This window comes from Inmirania thermothiophila (assembly GCF_003751635.1).
Lineage (GTDB): Bacteria > Pseudomonadota > Gammaproteobacteria > DSM-100275 > DSM-100275 > Inmirania > Inmirania thermothiophila.
Genome location: NZ_RJVI01000001.1, coordinates 104,115 through 117,296, shown reverse-complemented (window position 1 = coordinate 117,296; position 13,182 = coordinate 104,115). Strand labels below are relative to the sequence as shown.

14 protein-coding genes are annotated in these 13,182 nt (G+C 75.7%); all 14 read left to right on the top strand.

The window, feature by feature from the left end; translation table 11 throughout:
• Positions 1–152 precede the first annotated feature (152 nt).
• The 14 genes from EDC57_RS00525 (at position 153) to EDC57_RS00465 (ending at position 13,181) form a co-directional block, all read left to right on the top strand.
• Positions 153–956 (top strand): type IV pilus biogenesis protein PilM, encoded by an 804-nt coding sequence (locus tag EDC57_RS00525; protein ID WP_123399198.1) that lies wholly within the window; start codon positions 153–155, stop codon positions 954–956.
• Positions 953–1,564 (top strand): hypothetical protein, encoded by a 612-nt coding sequence (locus EDC57_RS00520; protein ID WP_123399196.1) that lies wholly within the window; start codon positions 953–955, stop codon positions 1,562–1,564. Before EDC57_RS00525 ends, EDC57_RS00520 begins: the two co-directional genes overlap by 4 nt.
• Positions 1,561–2,226, top strand: a complete 666-nt coding sequence (locus EDC57_RS00515; protein ID WP_123399194.1) for a hypothetical protein — start codon at positions 1,561–1,563, stop codon at positions 2,224–2,226. The genes EDC57_RS00520 and EDC57_RS00515 overlap by 4 nt, the downstream gene beginning before the upstream one ends.
• A complete protein-coding gene (locus EDC57_RS00510; protein WP_123399192.1) occupies positions 2,223–2,558 on the top strand; it encodes a hypothetical protein in 336 nt (111 codons plus the stop codon). Before EDC57_RS00515 ends, EDC57_RS00510 begins: the two co-directional genes overlap by 4 nt.
• Before the next feature lie 5 nt (positions 2,559–2,563).
• A complete protein-coding gene (gene mshL / locus EDC57_RS00505; RefSeq protein ID WP_123399190.1) occupies positions 2,564–4,231 on the top strand; it encodes a pilus (MSHA type) biogenesis protein MshL in 1,668 nt (555 codons plus the stop codon).
• A 4-nt stretch (positions 4,232–4,235) separates the two neighbouring features.
• Positions 4,236–5,150, top strand: coding sequence for an ExeA family protein (locus tag EDC57_RS00500; protein WP_123399188.1), 915 nt, complete (start codon positions 4,236–4,238; stop codon positions 5,148–5,150).
• Entirely contained in the window at positions 5,147–6,322 is a 1,176-nt protein-coding gene (locus EDC57_RS00495) for a tetratricopeptide repeat protein (protein WP_123399186.1), read from the top strand. The genes EDC57_RS00500 and EDC57_RS00495 overlap by 4 nt, the downstream gene beginning before the upstream one ends.
• Positions 6,322–8,049 (top strand): GspE/PulE family protein, encoded by a 1,728-nt coding sequence (locus EDC57_RS00490; RefSeq protein ID WP_123399184.1) that lies wholly within the window; start codon positions 6,322–6,324, stop codon positions 8,047–8,049. The genes EDC57_RS00495 and EDC57_RS00490 overlap by 1 nt, the downstream gene beginning before the upstream one ends.
• 3 nt (positions 8,050–8,052) lie before the next feature.
• Complete coding sequence (locus EDC57_RS00485; RefSeq protein ID WP_123399182.1) at positions 8,053–9,276, top strand: type II secretion system F family protein; 1,224 nt, start codon at positions 8,053–8,055, stop codon at positions 9,274–9,276.
• A gap of 13 nt (positions 9,277–9,289) precedes the next feature.
• Complete coding sequence (locus EDC57_RS00480) at positions 9,290–9,817, top strand: prepilin-type cleavage/methylation domain-containing protein (protein WP_123399180.1); 528 nt, start codon at positions 9,290–9,292, stop codon at positions 9,815–9,817.
• Between the two features lie 86 nt (positions 9,818–9,903).
• On the top strand, positions 9,904–10,314 hold the full coding sequence (locus tag EDC57_RS13235) for a prepilin-type N-terminal cleavage/methylation domain-containing protein (RefSeq protein ID WP_123400853.1): 411 nt from the start codon (positions 9,904–9,906) through the stop codon (positions 10,312–10,314).
• Positions 10,315–10,360: 46 nt separating this feature from the next.
• Positions 10,361–12,271 carry a tetratricopeptide repeat protein gene (locus EDC57_RS00470; protein ID WP_123399177.1) on the top strand — a complete coding sequence of 637 codons (1,911 nt, stop codon included), beginning with the start codon at positions 10,361–10,363 and terminating at the stop codon, positions 12,269–12,271.
• Positions 12,268–12,726, top strand: coding sequence for a pilus assembly FimT family protein (locus EDC57_RS13230; protein WP_170164993.1), 459 nt, complete (start codon positions 12,268–12,270; stop codon positions 12,724–12,726). The genes EDC57_RS00470 and EDC57_RS13230 overlap by 4 nt, the downstream gene beginning before the upstream one ends.
• Positions 12,726–13,181 carry a type II secretion system protein gene (locus EDC57_RS00465; RefSeq protein WP_123399175.1) on the top strand — a complete coding sequence of 152 codons (456 nt, stop codon included), beginning with the start codon at positions 12,726–12,728 and terminating at the stop codon, positions 13,179–13,181. Before EDC57_RS13230 ends, EDC57_RS00465 begins: the two co-directional genes overlap by 1 nt.
• The last annotated feature ends 1 nt before the right edge of the window (position 13,182 follow it).

Sequence of the window (13,182 nt, the reverse complement as noted above, 5' to 3'; positions counted from 1 at the left end):
AACTTGCGACGCAGTCGCAGCTTTGGGCCCGGGTCCGCAAAAGGGGGGATGGAGCCATCGCGATCGGCCGCCGCGGAAGGGGCTGCGTCGGGATCGCCTTCGGCGAGGGCGAGGGGGCCGTCGTCGCCGCCCGCGTCGAGGGCGGCGGGCTCGTGGTGGAGGCCTGCGAGCGGTGGGTGGAGGGCGACCAGCGCTGGCGGGGCCGTGCCGCCTGCGCGGTGCTCGCCCGCAGCGAGTACAAGCTGCTCCAGGTGGAGCGGCCGCAGGTGGCGGAGGCCGAGCTCGCCGAGGCGGTGCGCTGGCGCATCCGCGACCTGCTGGACTTCCCCGCGGCCTCGGCGGTGGTGGACGTCTTCCCGGTGGGCGAGGCGGGCGATGCGCGCCCGCAGCTCTACGCCGTAGCCGCCCCGGGGGAGGCGGTGGATGCCCGCGTGCGCGCGCTGCGCGGGGCGGGGATGCGGGTACGGGCCATCGAGATCCCGGAGCTCGCGCTGGCGCGGCTTGCCGGGGCGGCGGGGCCGGCGGACCGGGCGGTGGCGCTGCTCGCCGCCGAGACGGGCACGAGCCTCCTGGTGGTGGCGCGCAACGGGGCCCTCTACCTCGCCCGCACCCTGCCCGTGGGGGTGGAGGTGGCGGCGGCGTCGGCTCCTGCGGCCGACGGCACGGGCCTCGCCCTGGAGGTGGACCCGCGCATCGAGTCCATGGCCCTGGAGCTGCAGCGGACCTTCGACCACTTCGAGAGCCACTTCGGCCTCGGCGCGGTGCAGGAGCTGCTGGTGGTGACCGGCGAGGGGGCGGCGGAGGCGGCGGCCCGGCTGGATGCCGCCCTCGGCGTGCGGGCGAGGGCCCTGGAGGCGCAGGCGTTGGGGCGGTGGGACGCCGAGCGGGCGGCGCTGGATCCGGCCGCGGCCTGCGCCCTCGGGGCGGTGCTCAGGCTGCGCGAGGAGGGGGCGTGAGCACCCAGCGCATCAATCTCTACCGCCCCGAGCGCTACCGCAACCCGGGCCGCCGCGAGGCCGTGGCCGGGACCGCGGTGGTGCTTCTCGCCCTGGTTGCGGCGGTCGCCCACGGCGTGCTGGGCCGGGTGGAGACGGCGCGGCTCGCGGCCCGCCTCGAGGCGGCGCGGGCGGCGCAGGCCGCGCTCGAGCAGGAGCTGGAATCGGTGCGGGCGCTGCCGGTGCCGCAGGCGGACGCGCGTCTCGTCGCGCGTCGCGACGCTCTGCACCGCGAGCTCGAGGGGCGTCGTCGCCTGGTGGGGATGCTGGACGCGCGCGATCTGCCCGGCGGCGCGGGGTTCGCCGGGGTCCTCGAGGGGCTGGCGCGGCGGCGCCTCGAGGGGGTCTGGATCGAAAGATTGACGATCGGCGACGGCGGTCGGGACCTGGCCGTGGGCGGGGGGGCGGTGGCGCCGCGGTTGCTGCCGCGCTGGCTCGCCGGGCTGCGCGAGGAGCCGGCGTTCGCGGGGCGGCTGTTCGACGAGTTCGCGATCCGCCGGCCGCAGCCGCGTCCGGCCCAGGTGGAGTTCGACCTGCGCACGCGGCCGTCGGAGGGCGGGGCCGGATGAGGATCGGCGCGCTCTGGCTGCGGCTGGAGCGGCTGCCGGCGCGCAGCCGCCGGCTCCTCTTCGCCGCCGCCCTCGCGGTGGTGGCGGCGGCCTGGTCGGCGCTGGTGGACACGCCGCTGCGCGCCGAGCGGGCGCGGCTCGGGGCGGAGCTTACGGAGGCGGCGCAGGCGCAGGCCCGGCTGCAGGCCGCGATCGCGGCCGAGCAGACGCGGCGGCGGGGCGACCCCGACGCGCCGCTGCGGGCCGAGATCGCCGCCCTGCAGGCGGAGCTCGAGGCGGTGAACCGGCGCCTCGACGCCATCGCCGCGGCCTTCATCCGGCCCGAGGAGATGCCGGAGCTGCTGCGCGACCTCATCGGCGAGGACGGCAGGCTGCGGCTGGTGGCGCTGCGCAACCTGCCGCCCCGGCCCTGGGGGGCGGCGCCGCCGGGCGGGGGGCCGGCGGAGGCCGAGGCGGGGGTGCCGCGGCTCTACCGGCACGGGCTGGAGCTCACGGTGGAGGGCGCCTACCTGGACGTCCTCGCCTATCTGCGGCGCCTCGAGGGGCTGCCGTGGCGGCTGCACTGGGCGGGGCTGGAGCTGGAGACGCTTCGGCCCGGGCGGGTACGGGTGGTGCTGCGGCTCGAGACCCTGAGCCTGCAGCGGCACTGGATCGGGGTGTGACGGTGGGGCGGATCCTGGCGGCGATGCTCGCGGCGCTGCTCTCGGGGGCGGCTGCGGCGGCGGAGGGGCTCGCGGATCCCACCCTGCCGCCCGCGGTCCCGGCGGCGCGCCAGGCGCGGGGGAAGGCCCCGGCGGCGCCGCCGCCGCGCCTCGAGGGGGTCCTCCTCGGGGGGGCGCGCCGGCTCGCGATCCTCGACGGGCGCACCGTGGGCGAGGGCGAGCGCGTCGGATCCTGGCGGGTGGCGCGGATCGGGCGCGGGGAGGTCGAGCTCGTGGGCGGCGGCCGCAAGGTGCGGCTTCGGCTCCCGCTGCCGCCGGTGGAGAGGAGGTGAGGGGCATGGTGCGGGGCCTTGGGGGGGCGATGCTGGCGCTGGCGCTGCTCGCCGGGTGCGCGGCGCCGCATCCGCGGCCGCAGGCGCCGCCGGCCGCCGGCGCGGACGGTGTGCGCGAGGCGCTGGCGGTGCCGGAGGCGGACGCCGGCGGGCAGGTCCCGGAGGCGGTGGCGCAGGCGCTGCTTCCGCCGGTGCGGGTGCAGCTCCCGGAGGCGGAGTCTTCGCCCGAGCCGCGCTTCGACATCGAGGTGCACGACGCCCCGGCCAAGGCCTTCTTCATGGGCCTGGTGCGCGGCACGCCATGGAACATGGTGGTGCACCCGGCGGTGGAGGGCTCCATCAGCCTCGAGCTCAAGAACGTCACCGTGCCCGAGGTGCTGCGCGTCGTGCGCGACGTCTACGGCTACGACTTCCGCCGCACCGCCACCGGCTTCGAGGTCTATCCGGCTCGGCTGAGCACGCGCATCTTCCACGTCGGCTACCCCGACGTGGTGCGTCGGGGCGAGTCGCGCACGCGGGTCAGCTCGGGCCAGGTCTCGCAGGGGGCGCGCAGCGAGGACGGCGGGGCCGGCTCGACCCCGGAGGAAGTCACCGGCAGCAGCGTCCGCACCGAGACCCAGTCGGACTTCTGGCGCGAGCTCGAGGCCGCGGTGCGCGCCCTCGTCGGCGGCGGCGATGGGCGCAGCGTGGTCGCGAGCCCGCAGACCGGGCTGCTGGTGGTGCGGGCGATGCCGGGCGAGCTGCGCGACGTGGAGGCCTACCTGGAGAAGGCGCGGCTGGCCCTGTCGCGGCAGGTGATCCTCGAGGCCAAGATCGTGGAGGTGGAGCTCGCCGACGGCTTCCAGAGCGGGATCAACTGGGCCGCGCTCCTCGGCGGCGGCGACCACTTCCTGGTGGGGCAGACCGGGGGCGGGCGCGCCCTCGCCGAGGGCCGCTCCGTGATCGCCGGCCAGGAGGGCAACCTCGATCCCCTCGACTTCAGCGCCGTCGCCGGGAACCTCGCCGAGGCCTTCGGCGGCGTGCTCACCTTCGCCGCCCGCTTCGACGACTTCACCGCCTTCCTGGAGCTGCTGGAGACCCAGGGCCGGGTGCGGGTGCTCTCGAGCCCGCGGGTGGCCACGGTCAACAACCAGAAGGCGGTGATCAAGGTGGGCTCGGACGAGTTCTTCGTCACCGACGTCTCCACCACCACCGTCACCGGCACCACCACCACCACCACCCCGGACGTCACCCTGACCCCGTTCTTCTCGGGCATCGCGCTGGATGTCACCCCCGAGATCGACGAGGAGGGCGGCATCGTGCTGCACATCCACCCGACGGTGAGCGAGGTCAGCGACCAGATCAAGACCATCACCATCGGCGGCGAGACCCAGACCCTGCCGCTGGCGGTGAGCCGGGTGCGCGAGGCCGACAGCGTGGTGCGGGCGCGCAGCGGGCAGGTGGTGGTGATCGGCGGGCTGATGCGGGAGTCCTCCACCGACGACCGCGCCGCCACGCCGGTGCTCGGCCGCCTGCCGGGGGTCGGCGCGCTCTTCCGCCACCGCCGCAGCGAGGCGCGCAAGAGCGAGCTGGTGATCCTGCTGCGCCCGGTGGTGGTGGACCCCGAGGGCCGCGTCTGGCGCGAGGCGATCGGCGAGTCGGCGCGGCGGGTCGAGGGCATGGACGGGCGCTGAGGCGGTGTACGAGGCGCACTTCGGACTGCGCGAGCCGCCCTTCCGGCTGACGCCGGACACCGGCTACTACTACAACACCGCCGGCCACCAGGAGGCCCTCAACGTGCTGCTGGTGGCGCTCGCAGGGGGCGAGGGCTTCGTCAAGATCAGCGGCGAGGTGGGCACCGGCAAGACGCTGCTCTGCCGGCTGCTGCTGGCGCGGCTGGAGGCGCCCTTCGAGAGCGCCTACCTGCCCAACCCCGCGCTGAGCCCGGCCGGCCTCTACCATGCCATCGCCGCCGAGCTGGGGCTGAGCCTCGCCCGCAACCTCGGCCAGCATCGGGTGCTGGCGGCGCTGACCGAGGCCCTCGTGGCGCGCGCCGCCGCCGGGCGGCGGGTGGTCCTCGTGGTGGACGAGGCGCAGGCCATGCCGCCGCCGACCCTGGAGGCGCTCAGGCTGCTGACCAACCTCGAGACGGAGCGGGAGAAGCTGCTGCAGGTGGTGCTCTTCGGCCAGCCGGAGCTCGACCGCGTGCTCGCCGAGCCGGGGCTGCGCCAGCTCCGCCAGCGCATCACCTTTTCCTACCGGATCCCCACCCTGGACCGCGCGGGGGTCGAGGGCTACCTGCGCCACCGGCTCACGGTGGCCGGGTGGGACGGACCCGGCACCCCCTTCGACCGCGCCGCGCTGCGGATGCTGGCCCGCGCAAGCGGCGGCATCCCGCGCCTCGTCAACATCCTCGCCCACAAGTCCATGATGCTCGCCTACGGGCGGGGGCGGCGGCGGGTGGGCGTGCGCGAGGTGCGGGCCGCCGTGCGCGACACCGAGGGCGCGGTGCGTCGCCGGCGCCCGGCCCTGCCGTGGGCGGTGGCCGGGGGGGCCGTCGCCGCCGCCGCCGCCGGCCTCGGCGCGGCCTACGCCTGGGGGGTGCTGGGGTGAGCGTCATCAACGAGATGCTGCGCGAGCTGGATGCGCGCCGCGCGCTCTCGCCGGCCACGCCCGGGATGCCGGCGGAGGTGGCGCCGGTGCGCGCCGGCCGGGGCGGCCGCCTCGGCCGGGTCCTGGCGCTGCTCGTCCTCGCCGGCGGGCTCGCCGTGCTGGCGGGGGTCCTGGGCAGGTCCGGGCCGCCGCTTCGGGCGCGCGGGGAGGCGGCGGCCCCGGAGCCGGCGCCGCCGCCGGCCGAGCTCGTGCAGACGGAGCGGCCCGCGGCGGCGCAGGCCGATGCGGGGCCCGCCCCCGCACCGCACCCCGACGCCGGGAAGGGGCCGGGCGCCGCGGGAGAGCGGCCGGCCGCAGCGCGGGGCGAGACGGCCGCCGCGACCGCGGCGCCGCCGGCGGCAGCGCGGACCGTTCCTGCGGAGGCGGCGGCCTCGCGCCCTGTCGCGACGCCCCCCGCGAAGGAGGCGGCGTCGAGGCGTACGGCGCGGGCGCCGCAGCCGGCCAAGCCCAAGGCGTCCCCACCCCCGCCGCCCCGCCCGGTGGCGGCAGCCGAGGTGGCCGCCCCGCCGCCGGTGCGCCGCATCGAGCGCCCGCCGACGCCTGCGGAGCAGGCCGAGGCCGCTTACGGGGAGGCGGTGGCGCTGCTTCGTCGGGGGGAGGTGCGCGAGGCCGAGGTGCGGCTGCGCGCGGCGCTTGCGTCCGATCCGGGGCACCGCGGGGCGCGGCTGCTTCTTGCCTCGCGGCTGCTCGAGGCCGGCCGCGGGGAGGAGATGGCGGCGCTCGTGCGGGAGGGGCTCGCGCGCGACCCGGCCGATGCCGAGCTCGCCCTCGTCGCGGGGCGCTGGCTCGCCGCACAGGGGCGCTGGGCGGAGGCGCGGGCCCTGCTGGAGGGCGCGCTGGGGCCGGCGGCGCCGGCCGCCCTCCACCAGCTCCTGGGGGCGGTCTACCAGCGCCTCGGCGCCCACGCCGAGGCGGTGGCGGCCTACCGGCGGGCGGCCGCCGCCGGGCAGGGGGCGGCGGCCTGGCTGGGGCTTGCCATCAGCCTCGAGGCGCTGGGGGCGCGGCGGGAGGCGCTCGCGGCCTACCGGCGGGCGCGTCCGGGGCTTGCGGGCGAGGCGGCGCGCTACGCCGAGGGCAGGATCGCGGCGCTCGCCGCGGAGGGGAGGGACTGATGGCCGAGGAGGCGAGGCGGCGCATCCGCATCGGCGATCTCCTCGTCGAGCACGGCCTCATCACCGCCGAGCAGCTCCAGCACGCCCTCGCCGAGCAGAAGCGGCTTGGCCTCAAGCTCGGGCGCACCCTGGTCCAGCTCGGCTACATCGGCGAGGAGCAGCTCCTCGACTTCCTCGCCCGCCAGCTCGGCGTCCCCCACATCGACCTGCGCCAGTACCGCTACCGCCCCGAGCTGGTGCGGCGCCTGCCCGAGACCTACGCCCGGCGCTTCCGCGCCATCGTGTTGGCCGAGGAGGCGGACGGGGCCTACCTCGTGGGCATGGCCGATCCCACCGATCTCTTCGCCTACGACGAGATCCGGCGCCTCCTCGGCCGCCCGGTGCGCCAGGCCCTGGTGCGCGAGAGCGACCTGCTCGCGGTGCTGGACCAGGCCTACCGGCACGGCGACGAGCTCAGCGACCTCGCCCAGGCGGTGAGCGAGGACCTGGGGGAGGCCGGCATCGATCTCGCCGAGCTCGCCGAGGGGGCGGGGGGCGATGCCCCGGTGGTGCGTCTGATCCAGACCCTGTTCGAGGACGCGGTGCGCGCCGGGGCCTCGGACATCCATGTGGAGCCCGACGAAGGGGTGCTGCGGCTTCGGCTTCGCATCGACGGCGTGCTCCAGGAGCAGGTGATGAAGGAGGTGCGGGTCGCCCCGGCCCTGGTCTCGCGCCTCAAGCTCATGAGCGGGCTCGACATCTCGGAGAAGCGCCTGCCCCAGGACGGGCGCTTCCAGGTCCAGGTGCAGGGGCGGCGCATCGACGTGCGCCTCTCCACCATGCCGGTGCAGCACGGCGAGGCGGCGGTGATGCGCCTGCTCGACCCGGAGCGGGCCAAGCTCTCGCTGGAGCAGCTCGGCATGCCCCAGGAGATGCTCGGGCGCTACCGGCGGCTCGTGGCCTCGCCCCACGGCATGGTGCTGGTCACCGGGCCCACCGGCTCGGGCAAGACCACCACCCTCTACGCCACCCTCGCCGAGCTCAACCGCCCGGAGAAGAAGATCATCACCGTCGAGGACCCGGTGGAGTACCGGGTGCCGCGGGTCAACCAGGTGCAGGTCAACTTCCGCATCAACCTCACCTTCGCCGGCGTGCTGCGGGCGGCCCTGCGCCAGGACCCGGACATCCTCCTGGTGGGCGAGATGCGAGACCAGGAGACGATGCAGATCGGTCTCCGCGCGGCGATGACCGGGCACTTCGTGCTCTCGACCCTGCACACCAACGATGCCGTGGCCACCGCGAGCCGGCTCATCGACATGGGCGGGGAGGGCTATCTGGTGGCGGCGGCGCTGCGGGGGATCGTCGCCCAGCGGCTGGTGCGCCGGGTCTGCGACGCCTGCCGGGTGCCGGACGAGCCCCTGCCCCAGACCCGGGCCTGGCTCGAGGCCCTCGAGATCCCGTTCGAGGGGGAGGAGGCCGGCTTCGTGCGCGGCCGCGGCTGCCCGCGCTGCAACAACACCGGCTACCGCGGGCGCATCGGGGTCTACGAGCTCCTCGAGATGGACGCCGGGCTCACCGACGCCCTGCGGCGCGAGGACATGGCCGCCTTCGCCGCGCAGGCGCGCCAGAGGCCGGACTATCGTCCCCTGGTCCACGCCGCCCTGGACTACGCGCGCGTCGGGGTCACCAGCCTCGAGGAGGTGATGCGGGTCGCGGGCGAGTCGGTGGCGGCGGGGGCGGAGGGCTGAGCCGTGGCCCGCTACCGCTACCGGGGGCGCGACCGCCACGGCGCCGTGGTGGAGGGGGTGCTCGAGGGGCCGTCGGCGGAGGCGGTGGCCGAGCGGCTGCTGGGGGAGGGGCTGACCCCGGTGGCGATCGAGGCCGAGGTCACGCGGGCGCCGCGGGGCGACCTGCTGGGGCGGCTGTTCGAGCGCGGGCCGGGCCTCGACGAGCTGATCCTCTTCAGCCGCCAGATGTACTCGCTGCTCAAGGCCGGGGTGCCGATCCTGCGGGCGATGAGGGGGCTCGTGGAGACCACGCGCTCGGCGCGCATGCGCCAGGTGCTGGAGGAGATCGCGGAGGGGCTCGAGTCGGGGCGGTCGGTCTCGGCCTGTCTCGCCCGCCACCCGGAGGTCTTCTCCTCCCTCTACGTGGCGGTGGTCGCAGTGGGCGAGAACGCCGGGCGCCTCGACGAGGCCTTCAGCCAGATGGCCGACACCCTGGAGCGCGAGCGGGAGACGCGCCAGCGCATCCGCACCGCCATGCGCTATCCGGTCATCGTGCTCAGCGCCATCGCCATCGCTGTCTTCGTCATCAACCTGTTCGTGATCCCCGCCTTCTCGCGGGTCTTCGCCGGCTTCCAGATGGAGCTGCCGTGGGCGACGCGGGTGCTGCTGGCGGTCTCGGCCTTCTTCACCGCCTGGTGGCCGCACCTGCTCGTCGCGGCGGCGGTGGCGGTCGCGGGGCTGCGCCGCTATGTCGCCACCGAGGCGGGGCGGCTGCGCTGGGACCGCCTCAAGCTGCACCTGCCGGTGGTGGGGAGCATCATCCTGCGCGCGACGCTGGCCCGCTTCGCCCGCTCCTTCGCCCTCTGCCAGCGCTCCGGGGTGCCCCTGCTGGCGACCCTGACCGCGGTGGCGCGGGCGGTGGACAACCGCTTCGTGGAGGGCAGGATCCTCGCCATGCGGGAGGGCGTGGAGCGGGGCGACACCCTCACCCGCACCGCCCGCGCCACCGGGCTCTTCACCCCGCTCGTGATCCAGATGGTCGCGGTGGGGGAGGAGACGGGCGCGGTGGACGACATGCTTGCGGAGGTCGCGGACTTCTACGAGCGGGAGGTGGACTACGAGCTCAAGTACCTCTCCGACGCCATCGAGCCCATCCTCATCGTGGCCGTCGGCGTCATGGTGCTGATCCTCGCCCTCGGGGTCTTCCTGCCCATGTGGGAGCTGACCTCGCTGGCGCGCCGGGGCTGAGCGGAGGGGCGGGATGCGATGGCGTGCGCGGGGCTTCAGCCTGCTCGAGCTCACCCTCGTCGTCATCGTGGTGGTGCTGCTGATCCGGTTCGCCATCGATCGGCTGCTGCCCCTGCGCATCGAGGCCGAGCGGGTGGCGGTGGCCCAGGTGGTGGGGGGGCTGCGCAGCGCGCTGGGCCTGGAGGCGGCGCGGCGCGTGGTCTCGGGCGGGGTGCAGGCCCTGGCGGCGCTCGACGGGGGCAACCCCATGCTGCTGCTGCAGCAGGTGCCGCAGGGCTACGTCGGCGAGGCCGAACGGGTGGATCCGGCGGCGCTGCCTCCGGGGGCGTGGGCCTTCGAGCGTGCCAGCGGCATCCTGATCTACCGTGTGCGCTTCGCGGAGCACTTCCGCGGCGGCGGGCCCGGGCCGCCGCACATCCGCTTCCGTGTCCGCCTCGTCTACGAGGACGTGGACGGGGACGGGCGCTTCGCGGCGGGAGAGGACCTCCCGCAGGGGCTCGATCTGGTCGCCCTCGAGCCCTACACCTGGCTCAAGGACTGAAGGCGGGCGGCCGACAAGGGGAAAAGTGGTGCCCCATGCGCAAACGGGGCATGATTGCGGCATCGACACAACTGGGGAGCATCGACATGCATCGCAGGCAGCAGGGCTTCACCCTCATCGAGCTGGTCATCGTCATCATCATCCTCGGCATCCTCGCCGCCACGGCGCTGCCGAAGTTCGTCAACTTCAAGGACGATGCCCAGCAGGCCGCCGTCGAGGGCGTGGCCGGCGCCCTGAGCTCGGCCGCCTCCATCAACTTCGCGGCGCGCAGCCTCGACAGCACCAAGGGCGTGGCGGTGGCCGACTGCTCGGACTTCGAGAGCGCGCTTCAGGGCGGCGCCCTTCCCTCGCCGTCCAACGGCAGCTATTCGATCCGCGACCTCGGCGCGAGCTTCCCCGCCACCGACGGGAGCACCGCCACCTGCACGGTGGTGCTGAAGGATACCGGCGGCAACGTGGTGGCGAGCGCCACCTTCACTGCGATCGAGGTCGACTGAGGGCGGGGGTCCCGAGCGGCGGGCCCTTGCGGCCCGCCGTCCTCTCATGGAGGCGCTGCCGGCGCGAGGGGTCCGCGAGCTGGCGGGGCTGCAGCTTCGCCTGCCCCTCGCCACGCTCGCCCATTGCGCCGTCCTCGCGGCCCTGGTGGGGTTTGCCTACGCCAACGCCCTCCAGCTCCCCTTCCTGTTCGACGACGTCCCCAACATCGTCCTCAATCCGGCGGTCCATCCCCGGTCGGCGGCGGACCTGGCGGCGGTGCTGGACTCGCCTTACTCGGCGCGCCGGCCGCTGGCGCTGGCCACCTTCGCCCTCAACTACCTCGCGGGTGGGCTCGACCCCGCCGGCTACCACCTGGTCAACATCGTCATCCACGGGGCCAACGCCCTCCTCCTCTACGCCCTAATCCGCATCCTGCTCGCCGCCCTCGGGCGGGACCCCGGGGAGGCGGCGCGCCTCGCCTTCTGGGGGGCGGCGCTGTGGGCGGTGAATCCGCTCCAGACTCAGGCCGTCACCTACGTGGTGCAGCGGATGGCGGCGTTGGCGGCGCTCTTCTACCTCGCGGGGCTTGCGCTGCTCGCCCTCCACCGCGCGGGAAGGCTCAGGCCGGGGCGGTTCTGGATGGGGCTCATTGCCTGCTGGGTCCTCGCCCTCGCGAGCAAGGAGAACGCCGCCACCCTGCCGCTGGCGGTGCTGCTGCTGGACCGCACCGTCTATGCCCACCGCCGTCCGCTGGTGGGGGGACGTGCCCTGGCGCTGCTGGCGCTGGTGCTGGCGGGGCTGGCCTGGTTCTATCTCGGCGGCCGCCTGCCGGACTGGACGGCGCGCTACCCCGGTCGCGACTTCTCGCCCCTGGAGCGGCTGCTCACCGAGCCGCGAGTCCTCTGGCACTACCTCGGGCTCTACCTCTGGCCGCTGCCCTCGCGGCTGCACCTGGACTACGCCTGGGCGCCCTCGCGGGGGCTCCTCGACCCGCCCGTCACCGCCCTCGCCCTGGCCGCGTGGGCGCTGGCGGCGATGCTCGCCTGGCGGCTGCGGCGGGCGGCGCCGCTCGCCGCCTTCGCCCTGCTCTTCTACCTCCTGGCCTCGGCGGTGGAGGCCTCGTGGGTGGACCTGGAGCTCGTCTTCGAGCACCGCGCCTACCTGCCCACGGCCTTCCTCGCCGCCGGTGCCCTGAGCCTGCTGGGGGGGCGGGGGGCGCGCTGGAGCGCGCCGGCGCTGGCGGTGGCGGTGGGTCTTGCGGCGCACGCCACCACGCTTCGCAACGAGGACTGGGGCGTGCGCGCGGAGTTCTGGCGCACCGAGCAGGCGCGCGGGGCGACACCGGCGCGGGCGGCCATCAACCGCGCCTTCGGTCTCCTGCGCCAGGGCCGGCATGCCGAGGCGGTGCGCGTGGCCGAGGCCGCCCTCGGCGAGGCCGAGGGGCGCCGGCGCCTGATCCTGCTCAACCTCATCGGCATGGGTCGGCTCTTCGCGGGCGATCTCGACGGCGCGCGCTCGGCCTTCGAGCGCCAGCGGGCGGAGTTCGGCCTGACCCTGGACGCGGCCTTCTACCTCGGCGAGATCGCCCTGCGCGCGGGCGATGCCGCCGGCGCGCAGCGATGGATCGCGACCCTGGAGGCGGCCGGGGCGCGGCCCCATGCGCGCATCCTCGAGGCGGGGCGGGCCCTGCGGGCGGGCGATGCCGCGGCGGCGGTGGCGCGGCTGCGCGAGGCGCTCGCCGCGGTGCCGGCAGGGGACGACGAGCTGCGGGGGCTGGTGGAGCTGCACCTGGCCAACGCGCTGCTCGCCCTCGGGCGGCCCGCCCAGGCGCGCGAGGTCTACCTGCGCATCGTCCGGCGCGATCCCGAGAACCACGAGGCCTGGCGCGCGCTCATGCGGATGCTGGAGGCGGGCGGCGATGCGGCCGGGGCGGCCCGCATCCGCAGGCTGCTCGAGGGGCAGGGGGTGGCGCCGTGAGGCGGGCGGGGGGGTTCACCCTGACCGAGGCGGTGATCGTGCTGGTGCTCGTGGGGGTGCTGGCGGTCTTCGCCGCGCCGCGGCTCATGGACACCCGGGCGGCGCGCGAGCGCGGCTTCTTCGACGAGCTGCTCTCGGCGATCCGCTACGCCCAGGTCCTGGCGGTGGGGTCGGGCTGCCCGGTGCGGGTGACCATCGAGGCCGCGGGCTATCGGGTCGAGCGGCACCAGACCGGCTGCACCGCGGGACCCTGGATCACCGTGGCGCATCCCTCGCGCGCCGGCGGGCTCGAGCGCGGCGGCGCGCCCGCGCCCCTCGCCCTCGACGGAGCGGCGCCGGCGAGCCTCGTCTTCACGCCCCTGGGCGAGGTGGAGGACGGCAAGGATCACACCGTGACCCTGGGCGGGCGCAGCATCCAGGTCTGGGGCGGCAGCGGCTACGCGGAGGCCTCCTGATGGGGCGGCGGGCGGAAGGCTTCACCCTGGTGGAGCTGGTGATCGCCATCGTCATCCTGGCCATCGCCGTCGCCGGCGTCCTCCTCGCCTTCCAGCAGACCGCCGCGCGCAGCGCCGATCCGCTCCTGGTGCAGCAGGCGGTGGCGGTGGCCGAGGCCTATCTCGAGGAGATCCAGCTGCGCGCCTTCGACGATCCCGACGGCGCCGACGGCGAGGCGAGCCGCGCCGACTACGACGACGTGGACGACTACGACGGCCTGAGCGACCTCGGCGCCCGCGACCAGGAGGGCAACGCGGTGGCGGGGCTGGGCGACTACCGGGTCGATGTCGCGGTGGCCCATGCGGCGCTGCACACCGTGCCCGCCGCCGATGCCTACCGCATCGAGGTGCGCGTCCGCCATCAGCGGCGGGCGGACGTGGACGTGACCCTGACCGGCTACCGGACCCGTTACTGAG

Coding starts and splice junctions, on each gene's coding strand:
- EDC57_RS00470 (WP_123399177.1), top strand. CDS start 10,361: ATGGAGGCGCTGCCGGCGCGAGGGGTCCGCGAGCTGGCGGGGCTGCAG.
- EDC57_RS00480 (WP_123399180.1), top strand. CDS start 9,290: ATGCGATGGCGTGCGCGGGGCTTCAGCCTGCTCGAGCTCACCCTCGTC.
- mshL (WP_123399190.1), top strand. CDS start 2,564: ATGGTGCGGGGCCTTGGGGGGGCGATGCTGGCGCTGGCGCTGCTCGCC.
- EDC57_RS00465 (WP_123399175.1), top strand. CDS start 12,726: ATGGGGCGGCGGGCGGAAGGCTTCACCCTGGTGGAGCTGGTGATCGCC.
- EDC57_RS13235 (WP_123400853.1), top strand. CDS start 9,904: ATGCATCGCAGGCAGCAGGGCTTCACCCTCATCGAGCTGGTCATCGTC.
- EDC57_RS00490 (WP_123399184.1), top strand. CDS start 6,322: ATGGCCGAGGAGGCGAGGCGGCGCATCCGCATCGGCGATCTCCTCGTC.
- EDC57_RS00515 (WP_123399194.1), top strand. CDS start 1,561: ATGAGGATCGGCGCGCTCTGGCTGCGGCTGGAGCGGCTGCCGGCGCGC.